This is a genomic window from Arsenophonus symbiont of Ornithomya chloropus, assembly GCF_964026495.1.
Classification (GTDB): Bacteria; Pseudomonadota; Gammaproteobacteria; order Enterobacterales; family Enterobacteriaceae; genus Arsenophonus.
Map to the genome: position 1 here is coordinate 525,115 of NZ_OZ032148.1, position 16,517 is coordinate 541,631.

The following is a 16,517-nucleotide window of genomic DNA, read 5'->3' on the forward strand; positions in this document are numbered from 1 at the left end:
ATCATGTTATGCTATTTTTTTATAGAAAAACTTATATTTTTTATATTAAAAATATGCTTTATTATAAATACAAATCACCATGTCTAATATTAAATATCTTTCTAATATAAGCTATTGGCATTATAAAATAATTAATATATTTGAAACATTAAGAATACTACCTTCAATTTTTGTATTTTTTTTACTATATACAGAATCATGTGATTCATAGTAATTCTATAAATATTAAATAGGAATTTATTTATTTATGATAACTTTTTATATATTACTACATTGGATTTTTATTTTTTTATACTGGCTCATTATTGCTGGAATTACCATTCGTATTTTATTAAAAAGTCGTCCGGTAACTTCTTCATTAACCTGGATATTAATCATCTACATAATTCCATTAATAGGTGTAATGTTTTATTTAATCTTTGGAGAATTACGTCTTGGAAAAAGACGAATAACAAAAACAAAAAGCATGTGGGCTTCATTTGAAAGTTTAATATCAAAAATTAATAAATCAAAAAATATTTTTTGTGAACATAAGAGCCAAATAGCTTTACCTTTATTTTCATTATGTAAAAAAAGACAGGGATTTTCAGGAGTTCAAGGAAATAATCTACAACTTTTAACAAGTTATAAAGATTCTATAAATGCAATTATAAAAGATATTAATCTAGCATCTTCTAATATAGAAATGGTATTTTATATTTGGCAATCAGGTGGGTTAGTTGATAAAGTTACAGAAGCATTAATTAATGCAGTAAAACGTGGTGTACATTGTAGAATTATGATCGATTCCGCTGGTAGTTGGTCATTTTTTCATAGTAAAGAACCAAAAAAAATGAGAGCAGCAGGAATAGAATTAATAGAATCACTAAAAGTAAATTTATTTCGATTTTTTTTTCGTCGTATGGATCTTCGTCAACATAGAAAAATAATTATTATTGATAATAATATTTCTTATGTTGGTAGCATGAATATGGTTGATCCACGCTATTTTAAGCAAAATTTAGATTTAGGACAATGGATAGATGTTATTGTTCGTATGGAAGGACCAATTTCAAAAATATTAGGTATTATATATGCATTTGATTGGGAAATGGAAACAGGTCAACATCTTCCACCGATTTTTTCTAATGAAAACATAACAGAATTCAAAAAAACAAAAATTCATACAACTCAAGTTATTGCTTCAGGTCCTGGTTTTCCAAAAGAATTAATACAGCAATCATTAATACTTACTATTTTTTCTGCCCGTAAGCAATTAATTCTTACAACTCCTTATTTCGTTCCTACTGATAATTTAATACATGCTATTTGTAGTACAGCTATGAGAGGTGTTGAAGTATTAATAATTATTCCTAATCGAAACAATTCTTTTCTAGTAGGTTGGGCCAGTCGAGTATTTTACTCTGAATTATTAGAAGCAGGAGTAAAAATTTATCAATTCAATGATGGGCTTTTGCACACTAAAAGCATATCTGTAGATGGTCAATTAAGTTTAATTGGTTCGGTCAATTTAGATATGAGAAGTCTTTGGCTAAATTTTGAAATTACTATTGTGATTGATGATAAAAACTTCACCAATCATTTAACTTTAATTCAGTATGATTATATAGCTCGTTCCATAGCTTTAATTCATAAAAATTGGGAAAAACGTCCCCTATGGAACCGTCTTATAGAGCGTATTTGTTATTTTTTAGCCCATTGTTATAATTATATTAATATAAAAGACTTAAAAGTATTTATATTTAATTATTTAAGTCATTTTTTCTTTTTCCAACAAAAATATAATGTATTTTAAAAAAATAATTATTATTTATCTAATATATGCATTTATACAATATTATTATAAGATCATAATAATACAGAAAATACAGATATTAACCCTGTAATAATAAACTCAACACCTAATGATATTAATAATAATCCAATAATGCGAGTAACAACATTAATTGTTGTTTGATTTAAATATTTAATTAATATACTTCCAGATCGAAACAAAAGCCAACAAAAAAAAGCAAAAAAAATACTGGTTAAAATTAACCCTAATAAATTTCCCCATCCTTCTAAACGAGAAGACCAAACAATACATGAACTTATTGCTCCTGGGCCTGCCATTAATGGCAGCGCTAAAGGAACAATACCAATATTATTTTGAACAGTAGTTTCTAATTTTTCTTTTTTATTATTTTCTTTATCTTTTATATTACTTATCATAGATATAGCAATACTAACAATTACTATCCCACCAGCAATTCGAAAAGAATCAATTGAAATACCAAGTAATTGCAAAAAAGTTTTACCAATTAATAAAGAAATACATAAAATAACAGCTACTGAAAAATTTGCTACAAAATTAGTACGATTTCTTTCAGCAAGAGAATGATTATTAGTCATAGTAATAAATATAGGCAAAATTCCTATTGGGTTGACTATCACAAAAAGAGCTAAAAAAAAATTTATATAATTATTAAAATCAAAGATAGTACTCAGCACAATTAACTTCCTTAATTTACTGATTAATATTTTACTAAAAATTAATTATATAATAATATTTAGTAAACAAAGAGAAAAATATTATATATAAAAACATTTTTTTATATATTGAAAAATCATTTTAATAAATTTAAAATAAAATTTATTTAATGATATTTATTATATTATTTTAAATCATAAATTTTATTTATAGATATTTTTAACGAAGAAAACACGTATATAAATTAAATTAAATTTAAAAATACAAAAAATATTAAATAACAGTGATCGATTATTTTTTACATACTAATAATTTTTAAATACAATATATCAAAAATCATCTATTTATGCATAATTATAAAAAAATATTTTTAATAAATCCTTTAAAAAATTTTAACATAAATTTAAATTACTTTATTAAAATAAATATAATCTATTTACTATATTATATTTATTTTTAAATTTAAAATAAAATTTATGTAATTTGTTTTTATAAAATATCTTGAAAAAAGATAAATTAGAAACAAAAATTATGCTGAATAATCAAAATTTATTTTTTATATTTTTTCAAAAATTTTATCAAAAATTACAATATATTATTATTACAATATATCATTAAATATTTGTATTTAGAAAAATAATAAATTATATTACTTTAATATATAAATCCTTTTATTACATTAAATTTTATAAAAAAATATTTTCAAATTAAGTATTTTTAGTATAACATTTTAACAATAAATACTAATTAATATTTATTATAGAATTAAAAAATAAGATTTTTTATTATTAATTATAATAATAAAAATATCAAAAATTAAGAAAATTAATACTTTTTAAAAAAACATATTAATCTCAAAAATAATATGATTAGTTTTATTCTAGAATTTAAGTGTCAAAATTAAAATTGCATTTTTCTATAAAAATTCTACAAATTAAAAATTGAAATAATTTTTTATAAAAATATTAGTTATTTAATATTTTAATATTTACAAATTTATGTATGAATATATTATTATTTATTTGTTGATAATTTTAACATATGCTATATATTTAAATAATAATTTTATTAAATACACAATTAGTAGGTAGATATTTAATATTAAAAGTATTGCTTTACATATAAAATTTTTATAAATAAAAAATAACATATATATTATATTAAAAATCTTTGATACATAAAAATCTTTTAAAGATAACTTTTATATTGCTTTATATAAAAATAAATTTCAATTCATTTTGTAATTTCACTATTGCGGAAAATAGCATAGCACTCTATCATTATAAAGCATTATAAAAATAAAGCATTATAAAAAAACATTCCTTTCAATTTGAGATTAAGAAAATGAGCGATTCATTTAAATATTTTAAATCATTAAACAATATTCGTACTTTGCGTGCAATAGCAAGAGAAATTCCTTTAGAATCATTACAAGAAATACAAGACAAATTTAATACAGTTGTAGAAGAACGTCGTGAAGATGAAAATCAAGCAAAAGCACAGTTAGAAGCCCATAGCCAAAAGATTGCAAAATATATCAAATTACTTGAAGGAGAGGGACTCAGCTTAGATGATTTGGTAACCGCAAAAAACCCCTCTTCTAAAACAACTGATCGCACTAAACGTGCTTTACGACCAGCTAAATATCAATATAAAAATAAAAACGGAGAAATAAAAACATGGACAGGTCAAGGTCGGACTCCAGCTGTTATTAAACAAGCAATGGAGAAAAAAGGAAAAAAATTAGATGATTTTTTAATCTAAACATTTTTTAATTAAAAATACTCTTTACATAAAGGGTATTTTTAATCAAAAATATCAATATATATTATATTAGCAAAAAAAAATAGCAAAAAAAATAAATATATTAAAGATATAAATAAAAATTTATTTATACATTACAATTAAATTACATTAAGATTTTTAAAATAACTTCTAAAATTTAAAAACGATTTAAAAAAAGCATTATTAATAATTACAATTATCTTGAACAAATATTTATTTGTAAAATAAAATATTTATTTTATCATAAAATTTATTCTTACTGATCATTAATAATACATTGATCAAAAAATATTTTTTATCCATGCAGAAAATTCATTACCTAATGATTCATGTTGCATGCCATATTCGACAAATGCTTTCATATAACCTAATTTATTACCACAATCATAACTTTTACCCTGTAAATGATAAGCCTCAACTGGTGCATGTTCTATTAACATATCAATTGCATCTGTTAATTGAATTTCGTCTCCACGACCAGTTTTAGTTTTTTCTAATAAATTCCAAATTTTTTCTGAAAAAACATAACGACCAACTATAGATAAATTTGAAGGTGCTTCATTGACTAAAGGTTTTTCAATAACACCTTTAATAATTCTACTTTCACCTGGTTTTAATTCATAATTATTACAATCAACAATACCATAATTGGATATAGATTCTTTTAATGCAACAGATTCGACAAGAATTTGACTAACTGACGTTTCATAATAACGCATTAACATCGTACTTAAATTACACTTTGTAAACTTAGCTGAATATTCATTAATAATAACATCAGGTAAAACTACAGCAAAAGGTTCTTCTCCTACTAATGGTTTTGCACATAAGATTGCATGTCCTAACCCTTTTGCAATACCCTGTCTCGTTTGTATAATTGTTACATGATTAGGACATATAGACTGCACATCATTTAATAATTGTCGTTTAACTCGTTTTTCTAAAATAGCTTCTAATTCAAAACTTGTATCAAAATGATTTTCTATAGAATTTTTTGAAGAATGAGTAACTAATATAATCTCGTTTATACCTGCAGATATACATTCATTAACTACATACTGAATCATGGGTTTGTCAGCTAAGGGCAACATCTCTTTAGGAATAGCTTTAGTTGCTGGCAACATACGAGTGCCTAAACCAGCAACAGGGATAACTACTTTATGCACTCTTTTTTTTTGTTTTTTAAATTCCATTTTTTATTCCAAATTTTGGATATTAAACATACTCAAAACGATTAAAAAATTTGAAAATCTTTTTATAAAATATCAGTAAATATAAAAAAATAAACAATTAACAAAATATAAAAACATTCTTAAGATAAAAAATATAAATATTTATATAAAAAATTGATTATTTGCATTTATTTGATTTTTCTTTAAAAATAAAGATTTTTCTAAAAAAATATTTTAAATAGATAATAATTGTATTATTAAATTTATATTATCAATATCAATTATATTGATATTGATAAATCAGATGTTATAGTTATAATAATATAGATCTATAATATAGATAAAGAATATACTTTTAATAAAAAGTAAAATATTATATAAAATATTAAATGTGATTTGAAAAAGTTTTTAAAAATAGTCAATTTTATTTTAAAAGTTAAATTATTAAATTATTTATAATAAAATTTTAAACTATATAAAAATAATAATATCAAATATAAAAAAAATTATGGTATCTTAACATATTTTTTATAAAAAATATGTTAAAAATAGCAGGTTTCATATCATTTTTATAGAAATGAGATTTTTAAAAAATAATTAAATTTCTAATTTTAAAACAAAAAATACTTTTTATTTAAAATGAATCAGATACTATCTGGTATGAATAAGGTTTTTATAAGAAATATTAAATAATTTTTATATTATTCTATAATTTAAATATATATTTTGTTTTTTATATCTTACAAACCAAAGATTTTGATAATTATATTATAAATCTAATCTAGTAATAGATTAGTGCTAAAATAAAAAATTTGCAAATACTTTTTTTTATGTAAAGTATCGTATCCCTAAAATAAAATAAAGTTTAATTTATAAAAAATATTATAATGATATTATTTTATATCAAAAATATCTATATATAGTGATAGAAAATAAAAAATATTTTTTAATATTTATACAAAAAATTTTTATAAACCTGGTACCATGTTTATAACATATATGATATGATTGAATATCATTCAACAAAAAAAATATTTCATGATCAGTATAAAAAATAATATTTTATATATTATAATACAAAAATAATATAAAAAAGCGATTTTAAAAATCGCATTGATAAAATATTTTTTGTTAAAAAATATAGTATCTTTGCTCTTATAAAAATAAGCAACAGAATATAACTATCATATTAATTTAAATTCTGAATTTTAAGTTCTTATTAAGAATAATAACAAATTATTTTGCAAAAAAAATATTTTTTCTTTTAAAATTTAAATAAAATATTTAGCACGTATCTTTTAAAAAAGAATTTTTTGATAAAAAAATCCTTGAAATAAAATTCATTTAATAATATGTAATCCTTAAATGAACTTACTACAAATTTTTTGAAATATTTTCTAAAAGTTATAGTTTTTAATAAAAAATCTGAACTGATTTTTATAAAATGGCATATAAATATTTTAAATATAACTTAAAATTAAAAATTCTTTGTAAATAAAAATAATATTTATTATGTAAAATATGATGCACACTGTTCTGTTAATGATCATCAAAAAATATTTATTTTATTAACGATTCTATAAATCTAATGAATTACATTGATAAAATCAATCTGATACAATATCTTACATAAATTTTTGATTTTTATCAATATAGGAGCCTAATGAAATTTGTTTCATTTAATATTAATAGCCTAAGAGCACATGTCCATCAACTTGAAGCTATTGTGAAAAAACATCAACCAGATGTGATTGGTTTACAAGAAACAAAAGTAGAAGATAATGCGTTTCCTTTAAAACAAGTACATCAGTTAGGTTATTATGTTTTCTATTATGGACAAAAAGCACATTATGGTGTGGCATTATTTTTTAAAAAAAAACCCATAACCATTCGAAAAGGTTTTCCAAACGAAGACAATAATGCTCAACGTCGTATTATTATGGCAGATATAAAAACAGAAAAAGGAGTAATTACTGTCATAAATGGTTATTTTCCCCAAGGTGAATGTCGTAATCATCCAATAAAATTTCTTGCAAAAAAAAAATTTTATCAAGATTTATATATTTACTTAAAGAATTATATTATATCCAAATCTCACATCATTCTTATGGGAGATATGAATATTAGTCCAACAGATAACGATATTGGTATTGGCGAAATAAACAAAAAACGTTGGTTAAATAGAGGAAAATGTTCTTTCTTACCAGAAGAACGTCTTTGGATAGAAAAATTAAAATCTTTAGGTTTAATAGATACTTATCGTAAAAAAAACCCAGATGCTATAAATCAATTTTCTTGGTTTGATTATCGTTCAAAAGGTTTTGAAAAAAATCGGGGTTTACGAGTTGACTTAATCCTAGCATCAAAATTATTATTTAATTATTGTATTGATACAGGTATTGACTATGAAATTAAAAGTATGAAAAAACCTTCGGATCATGCTCCTATTTGGGCAAAATTTCAATTTTAATAAACATAAAGCTTTCAATATTATTTTCTGATATCATTTTTTTAAAAATGACTTATCTAGAATAGTTGCTAACTTATACATCATACAAATATCTTGATTATATAATTTTATACTAGCATTTGAAATAATGGAATTCCATAATAATGAATTTTATATGCACGTTTTTCAAACTTATTTGGCAATTGATAAATTTTATTAGAAAATTTATCAATAGTTTTATTTGTCTTGTATTCATTTTTATTGCAATAAGTACTTATTTTTCTTATAAAAAAGACAATATATATAATAATCAATATAATGGTGCTTTACTTATCAATCTAAAAGGAATTATAGTAGACCAAATTTCCATCCCTAATCCTATTGATAGAATTACTCAAAAATTATTGAGAAAATCAAATCACAAAATATATGAAAATTCATTATTTAATATTGTAAATATTATTCGTCATGCAATTTATGATAATAAGATTACTGGAATTGTTTTGCAATTGGATAACTTAATTAATGCAGACCAACCTGCTTTACAATATATAGGAAAAGCATTAACTGAATTTAAAGCATCTGGTAAACCAATTTATGCTATCGGGAATACTTATAATCAATTACAATATTATTTAGCAAGTTTTGCTAATAATATATATATGTCACAACAAGGTAACGTTGAGATTTTTGGATATTCAACAAACAAACTATATTATAAATCACTCCTTGACAAACTAAAAATTAATACACATATTTTTCGTGTGGGAAATTATAAATCAGCAGTAGAACCATTTCTTCGTAATAATATGTCTCCTGAAACACGTGAAGCTGATACAGTATGGATTAATGCAATATGGCAAAATTATTTATCAACAATTGCTCAAAATAGAAAAACAAATCCAAAAAATATTTTTTCTGATACACAAAATTTCATAAAAGAAATAAAAAGTGTTAATGGTAATGTTGCACAACATGCTATTAAAAAAAATCTAATAGACCATATTTTTACTGATGCAGTAATAGAACAAGAATTAATAAAAATATTTGGTTGGAATAACAAACAACAACATTATAATTATATTAGTATATACGACTATGCTCATATAACACCACAAATTAAAGCAAAAAATAATCTCAATAAGTCTGATAAAACAATTAGCAATATAGCAGTAATAATTGCTAATGGGACAATTATTAATGGAAAAGAAGAACCTGGTATCATTGGTAGTGAAAGCATAGTAGAAAAAATACGCAAAGCAAGACTTAATACAAACATAAAAGCAATTATTTTGCGTATTAATAGTCCCGGTGGCAGTGTTACTGCTGCAGAAACTATTCGTAATGAATTATTAGCTGCACATGATATAAATAATAAAGTAATTATTGTTTCTATGGGTGGTATGGCAGCATCAGGTGGTTATTGGATTTCTACACCAGCTAATTATATTATTGCTAGTCCAACAACTTTAACAGGATCAATTGGTATTTTTGGACTCATCCATACATTTGAAAAAACTTTAAATACCATTGGTATCTATACTGATGGAATATCTAATACATCATTAGCAGATATTTCTATTACAAAAGGTATCAATCAAGATTTTTTCGATATGATGCAATTAACAATTGAAAACAGTTATCGTACTTTCATACAATACGTTGCTAATGCACGTAACAAAAAACTGGAAGAAATAGAAAAAATTGCTCAAGGTCGAATATGGATAGGTTCAGATGCCTTTAAAAAAGGTTTAATTGATAAACTTGGTGATTTTGATGATGCGATTGAAAAAGCAGTTGAATTAGGTGCTATCAAAGTTCCTGTACTTGATTGGATGCAACCTGAATATTCTTTTATTGATGAACTACTACTAGATTTTACTTTAAGTGCTCAAATCATAACAAAAAAAATATTACAATCATTTATATCTAATAAAACTGCTAATAATCTCAACCAACAAATTCAAATGTATAAAAATATGAATGATCCAAAAAATCATTATGCATTTTGTGTAAATTGTCCTATATATATAAAATAAGATCATATAATCAATGAATCACAGTTCTTTAAAAATTGATAATTTATACAAAATTATTCGTTAAAAATTGGTCACGTAATTTATTAATTACATCATGAATTAATAAAATTGCATAATCAATTTCTTCTTCAGTAGTAAAACGTCCAAAAGAAAAACGAATTGCACTATATGCTAAATTATCATCTATTCCTAATGCTTTTAACACATATGACGGTTCAAGATTACCTGAGGTACATGCTGAACCTGATGAAACAGCTAAATCTTCCAGTTCTAATATCAAAGATTTACCATTAATATGATCAAAACTAACATTTAAAATATGAGGAGCCCCATTTTTAAAATCACCATTTAAATATATTTCGTGAATATTTTTAATACCACTCCATAAACGTTTTCTTAATTGACTTAATCTTATATTTTCTGTTACCATTTCTTCCTGAGCAATCTTATAAGCTTCCCCCATTCCCACTATTTGATGAACTGGTAATGTTCCTGAACGCATACCTTGTTCGTGACCTCCACCATGTTGTTGCGCTGAGATTTGAAAATTTGATTGACGACGCACATACAGTGCACCAATTCCCATTGGACCATATAATTTATGTGCTGAAAAGGACATCAAATCTACTTTCAATATTTTTAAATTAATTGGTAATTTACCTATAGATTGAGTTGCATCAACATGAAATATGATATCTCTATCAGTACAAAGATTACCAATAGAAGTAATATCTTGAATAATTCCGATTTCATTATTTACATGCATTACAGAAACTAAAATTGTGTGATTAGTTATAGCGCTTTCTAATTCATTTAAATCAATTAAACCATTACTTTTCGGTGCAAGGTAAGTGACTAAAACGCCTTCACGCTCAAGTTGTTTACAAGTATCTAGAATAGCTTTATGTTCTGTTTTAATTGTAATTATATGCTTATTTCTTTTATCAAAAAAAGCAGTAATACCTTTTAAAGCTAAATTATTTGATTCTGTTGCACCTGATGTAAAAATAATTTCACGGGGATCTGCATTTATTAAGTCAGCAATCTGATTACGAGCAATATCTACTGCCTCTTCAGCTCTCCATCCAAAAATATGTGAACGTGAAGATGGGTTTCCAAAATTGCCATCTATAGTGATACATTTCATCATTTTCTTGGCAACACGTAAATCAACAGGTGTTGTTGCTGCATAATCTAAATAAATTGGTAATTTCATAAATTTACTATTTTTATCTAAAAATATTTTAATATTTTTAGATTTTATTCATCTGAATTCATGTAATTTATTTTCTAAAAAATAATTTAAAATTAAGAATGATAATTTTTTTATTTCAATGCTAAATAAATGGTATATTTATTAAATACATAGTATCTTCCTAAAATTAAGTTTCAAAAAAATCGAAATATAATATATTTTAGAATATATTTTGTTATAATTTATACAAAATAAATTATCTAATTTTCAAAATTTTTAACAAAATAATTTTAAAAATTTAAAACATTTTAAAATAAATGTAAAAAAATAAAAATTATTAATATCTAAATATTCGTATTTATATAAAAAATATTTTATCATCATATCAAAATATCATAATCATTTATTTAAAAAAAAATTATGCTAATTTTAAAAATAGTAATTAATCTTATTAATTTATATTATATGAAAATTTCATATGATAATTAGTTTAAAATATTCTACTGGAAATAAGTTATGCATCCCATACTAAATATTGCTATAAAAGCTGCTCGACAAGCAGGTAATTTTATTAGCAAAAGCTATGAAAAAACTGTTCCTATGGAAATAAAACACAATAAAAAAAATGATTTTATATTCCATGTTAATAAACATGCAGAAAAAATCATTATTGAAACAATTCATAAATTTTATCCTACTCATATTATTATTACTGCAGAAAATCAACAAACAATTACCAAAAAAAAATCTATTCATTGGTTAATTAATCCATTAAATGGAATTATAAATTTTAGTAAACGTTTACCTCATTTTTCTATCTCTATTGCTGTATTTATTAAAGTTCGCACAGAAATATCTGTAATTTATAATCCTATGCTTAATGAGCTTTTTACAGCTGTACGTGGACAAGGAGCACAATTAAATGGTTATCGGCTTCGTATGAAAAATACTAATAGATTAGAAGGAGCAATTATTGCGAGTGAATTTCCATTTCAAGATAAGAAAAATTTAGAAGCTTATATTAATATTATTCATAAATTATTTAACAAGTGTGCTCATCTTCGTCATACAGGTTCAATTGCTTTAGATCTAGCTTATGTAGCTACTGATCGTATAGATATTTTTTTAAAAATTGGTTTACACAATTTGGATTTTATGGCTGGAGAATTATTAATTCATGAAGCAGGTGGGATCATAACTAATTTTGTCGGTGGATATAATTATTTAAAATCAGGTAATATTTTAGCTGGTAGTCCTCGTATCATAAAAAAGACCTTAGCAGAAATAAAAAATGAATTAACCGATACATTAAGAAATTAAAAAATAATATTATAAATAAAGAATATTAATATAGATAAAAATACTATTTTTAATTTTCATATTCATATGAAAATGTTTAAATATTAAAAATATATTATATAATATTTTTTATTTCTTGAATTGTGTTATTTTTGTATTTTTAAAGAAATATTATTTTTTCTATACTACATGATAACTAATTTTAGTATCAATCAAACAGTAATCTTTATTAAAATTAATTTTTTAATAGATGTTTTAAAAACAACATAACTTTAAAAATTAATTACATATATACAGGAAAACTTTTACAAAGTTTTAATACTTGTTTTTTTACCTTATGAATTAAAAATATATCATCAATATTATCTAATATATCACATATCCAAATTGTTAATATAGCTGATTCTTTTTCTTTAAAACCACGACGAGTAATAGCTGGTGTGCCAATTCGAATTCCTGAAGTAATAAATGAGTTATTAGGATCATTTGGTATAGAATTTTTGTTTACAATAATGTTCGCAGAAGCTAATTTAGTAGCTACTATTTCACCAGTAAGTTTTTTATTTACCAAATTTAATAAAAATAAATGATTTTCAGTGCCACCAGAGACAATAGTATAACCACGATCAATAAAAATTTTTACCATTATTTTAGAATTTTTGATAATTTGCTGTTGATAAGTCTTAAATTCAGGTTTCATTGCTTCTTTAAATGCAATAGCTTTTCCTGCTATAATATGCATTAAAGGTCCTCCTTGAGTACCAGGAAATACAGCAGAATTAATTTTTTTATAAAATTCTTCGTTATTACCTTTCGCTAAAATTAACCCGCCACGCGGTCCAGCTAATGTTTTGTGCGTAGTAGTTGTAACAACATGTGCATGTGGAACTGGATTAGGATAAAGACCTGCAGCAACCAAACCAGCAACATGCGCCATATCAACTAATAAATAAGCTCCTATAACATCTGCAATTTGACGCATTTTTTCCCAATTTACTATACCTGAATAAGCAGAAAAACCACCAATAATCATTTTAGGTTTATATTTATATCCTTTTTTCATAATATTTTCATAATCAATTGTACCACTTTCATCAAGACCATAAGAAACAATGTTATATATTTTTCCAGAAAAATTAACTGCTGAACCGTGTGTTAAATGTCCACCATGCAGTAAATTCATCCCTAATATTGTATCTCCTGGTTTTAATAAAGCCATATAAACAGCAATATTAGCTTGTGAACCTGAATGTGGTTGAACATTAGCAAAATCAGCACCAAATAATTTTTTTGCACGATTTATAGCAAGTTCCTCAATAATATCAACATATTCACAACCTGAATAATAACGCTTACCTGGATACCCTTCTGCATATTTATTGGTAAGTTGAGAACCTTGAGCTTGCATAATTATTGAACTAGTATAATTTTCTGAAGCAATTAATTCAATATGATCTTCCTGACGTTTAATTTCATTTTTCATTGCAAACCACAATTCTTTGTCATAATCTGCAATATATGTATCATACTTTAACATTAATGTTTCCTATTTTATATTTATAAAAAATATATATATTTTTTATTTTAGAAAATATGTAATTTTTTTTATATTATGCTTATATTTATAAAATAAATCATTAAAGATAATATATCGTATAATATCTTATTTTTGATAAAATATAATTTAAAGATATAAATAACAATATTATTTCTTATCTTATAATTTTTATTATTACCAATTTTTTCGACCAAAACCAGAAGTAATAGGATAACGTCTATCATTATTAAAATTTTTTATAGTAATACGTGGACCTATTGGTGCTTGACGTCTTTTAAATTCATTAGTATCTACTAATTTAATAATTTTACGCACTGTCTTTTCATCAAAACCATTCATAACTAATTCATTAATTGATTTATCTTTTTCAATATATCCCTTAAGTATTGGATCTAATATCTCATAAGGAGGTAAACTGTCTTGATCACACTGATTTATCGTTAATTCAGCAGAAGGATTTCGTTTTATAACGCCTTCCGGGATAGCTAATGAAATAGTGTTACGATATTTTGCTAATTTAAATACTAATGTTTTTGATACATCATTAAGAACAGAAAACCCCCCAGACATATCACCATACATTGTAGTATAACCTACAGCAAATTCACTTTTATTTGTTGTATTTAATACTAAATATCCATTTTTATTTGATATAGCCATCAATATAATAGCACGACAACGTGCCTGTAAATTTTCTTCTGTTTTATCTAAACAAATATTTTTAAATAATGGTAATAAAGCACATATAAAAGCATTATACATAGGTTCAATAGAAACAATAGAAAATTTAACATTTAATAAATCTACCTGTTCTTTAGCATAAAACATACTTAATTGACTGGTATACTTAAAAGGCATCATGATAGTTTGAATTTTATCTTTTCCTAAAGCGTCTACTGCAATAGTTAAAGTTAAAGCAGAATCAATTCCACCAGACAAACCTAAAATAACACCAGGAAATCTATTTTTTTTGATATAATCACGAGTTGACATTACTAAAGCTTCATAAACTTGTGCAATAGAAGACAAATTTTTCTTGAAATTGCTTATCGGTAAAGGTTCAGTATTATTAAATGTACACTGTATTATTTCTTCGGAAAACAATTTTAAATAATGAGTTATTTTACCTTTATTATTAAATATTTTAGATCCACCATCAAATATAAGTTCGTCTTGACCTCCAACTTGATTTAAATAAATAATAGGTAAATGAATTCTTTTAGAGTGATACTTTAATAATTTTAAACGAATATGAGATTTTTTACGATGATAAGGAGAAGCATTGATAATAATCAGTATATCAGCATTGCTTTCTTTAATAGCATTAACAGGTTCATTAAACCAAACATCCTCACAAATTAAAAAACCCAAATTATAATTTCTAAAAGATAATACACATGTTTTATTACCTGCATGAAAATAACGTTTTTCATCAAAAACACCATAATTAGGCAATTTCTGCTTAAAATAATGTGCTACTTTTTTCCCTTTCCACAAAAAGGACAGTGCGTTATAACATTTTTTATTTTTTTTAAATGGGTGACCAACAACAATTGCGATATCTTGACTAGCCTTTTTAAGTCGATAAAGTTGTTCAACACAACGTCGATGAAAATCTTGACGAAACAATAAATCTTTTGGGGGATATCCAGTTAAAGCTAATTCAGAAAACAAAATAAGATGAGCACCATTTTTATGTTGAATTCTAGTTTCGTTTAACATACGTTCACAATTACCTTCAATATCACCTACTACCCAATTTAGTTGAGCTAATGCAATATTTAGAATTCTATTCATAAAATTCATTCTCCACAAACAAATGTAATCATTTTTAAAAAATTGTAATAATATTATTAATATTATAAATATTATTAATTTTATAAAAAAAATTATGATATTTTTTATGATGATTCAGTAATATTAGATAAATACTATTTTTAAGATTTTTATGATAATTTCTATTTAACATTAAAAATAGATTTATATAATAGAAAAAACAATTTAATACATTATTTATGTATAAGAAAAATAACTTTTTTTAAAAAAAAGTCATATAAAAATCATTTTAATAATTAACTAATACCTTTCTTTTTAATATAGGTTTAAATTTAATCATGCTTAAAAAATATTTTTATAAATTATCAATAAATAACCTTATATAAAAAACCTAGTAAGGTTATTATTTATTAATAATTATATAGAATATTTTATTGATTAATTGATGAAAATATTCTAATTTTTAACAATCAAAAATACTTGTTATCATTTATATCTTAATTAAATATATTTATTTGCATTTAATGTTTAAAAATTATATATTTATTTGTATAAAAAAAATATTTTTTTTGAAATCTATGATTAATAACATCATAAAATATAAAAAATATTTTTTTAGTTTATAAACTAAACTGCATTGAGTAAAATTACTGTAGTTTTTATAAAAACACTCATTTAAAAAATATGATTTATAAAAAATTTAAAAAATTCTTATCTTGAAAATCTTTTTAATTCCATAAAAAATTAAAAAATAATATATTTAATTATTTATAA

The 16,517-nt window shown here is 23.0% G+C and carries 9 protein-coding genes and 1 pseudogene; 5 read left to right on the forward strand and 5 right to left on the reverse strand.

Annotated elements, in window-relative coordinates:
- Positions 1 to 247 precede the first annotated feature (247 nt).
- A pseudogene (gene cls, locus ABNS14_RS01960) lies at positions 248 to 1,696 on the forward strand (cardiolipin synthase); the annotation flags it as partial.
- A 152-nt stretch (positions 1,697 to 1,848) separates the two neighbouring features.
- On the opposite strand, the gene ABNS14_RS01965 reads toward cls, so the two are convergent.
- A complete protein-coding gene (locus ABNS14_RS01965) occupies positions 1,849 to 2,490 on the reverse strand; it encodes a YchE family NAAT transporter (RefSeq protein WP_348666023.1) in 642 nt (213 codons plus the stop codon).
- A 1,324-nt stretch (positions 2,491 to 3,814) separates the two neighbouring features.
- On the opposite strand from ABNS14_RS01965, the gene ABNS14_RS01970 reads away from it, so the two are divergent.
- Positions 3,815 to 4,234: an H-NS family nucleoid-associated regulatory protein gene (locus tag ABNS14_RS01970; RefSeq protein WP_348666025.1), complete on the forward strand. Its 420-nt coding sequence runs from the start codon at positions 3,815 to 3,817 to the stop codon at positions 4,232 to 4,234.
- 302 nt (positions 4,235 to 4,536) lie between these two features.
- On the opposite strand, the gene galU is transcribed toward ABNS14_RS01970, so the two are convergent.
- Complete coding sequence (gene galU / locus ABNS14_RS01975) at positions 4,537 to 5,448, reverse strand: UTP--glucose-1-phosphate uridylyltransferase GalU (protein WP_348666027.1); 912 nt, start codon at positions 5,446 to 5,448, stop codon at positions 4,537 to 4,539.
- A 1,642-nt stretch (positions 5,449 to 7,090) separates the two neighbouring features.
- On the opposite strand from galU, the gene xthA reads away from it, so the two are divergent.
- Both xthA and sppA read left to right on the forward strand, forming a co-directional pair.
- On the forward strand, positions 7,091 to 7,897 hold the full coding sequence (xthA, locus tag ABNS14_RS01980) for an exodeoxyribonuclease III (protein ID WP_348666029.1): 807 nt from the start codon (positions 7,091 to 7,093) through the stop codon (positions 7,895 to 7,897).
- Between the two features lie 143 nt (positions 7,898 to 8,040).
- Positions 8,041 to 9,915, forward strand: a complete 1,875-nt coding sequence (gene sppA / locus ABNS14_RS01985; RefSeq protein WP_348666031.1) for a signal peptide peptidase SppA — start codon at positions 8,041 to 8,043, stop codon at positions 9,913 to 9,915.
- A gap of 43 nt (positions 9,916 to 9,958) precedes the next feature.
- On the opposite strand, the gene ABNS14_RS01990 is transcribed toward sppA, so the two are convergent.
- Positions 9,959 to 11,131: an IscS subfamily cysteine desulfurase gene (locus ABNS14_RS01990; RefSeq protein ID WP_348666033.1), complete on the reverse strand. Its 1,173-nt coding sequence runs from the start codon at positions 11,129 to 11,131 to the stop codon at positions 9,959 to 9,961.
- Between the two features lie 495 nt (positions 11,132 to 11,626).
- Between ABNS14_RS01990 and suhB the strand changes: the two genes are divergently transcribed.
- Positions 11,627 to 12,430, forward strand: coding sequence for an inositol-1-monophosphatase (gene suhB, locus ABNS14_RS01995; RefSeq protein WP_348666035.1), 804 nt, complete (start codon positions 11,627 to 11,629; stop codon positions 12,428 to 12,430).
- Between the two features lie 262 nt (positions 12,431 to 12,692).
- On the opposite strand, the gene glyA is transcribed toward suhB, so the two are convergent.
- The gene (gene glyA, locus ABNS14_RS02000; RefSeq protein ID WP_348666038.1) at positions 12,693 to 13,946 is read right to left on the reverse strand and encodes a serine hydroxymethyltransferase; all 1,254 of its coding nucleotides are present in this window, start codon (positions 13,944 to 13,946) and stop codon (positions 12,693 to 12,695) included.
- A 195-nt stretch (positions 13,947 to 14,141) separates the two neighbouring features.
- The gene (locus ABNS14_RS02005) at positions 14,142 to 15,764 is read right to left on the reverse strand and encodes an NAD+ synthase (protein WP_348666040.1); all 1,623 of its coding nucleotides are present in this window, start codon (positions 15,762 to 15,764) and stop codon (positions 14,142 to 14,144) included.
- Positions 15,765 to 16,517: the final 753 nt, after the last annotated feature.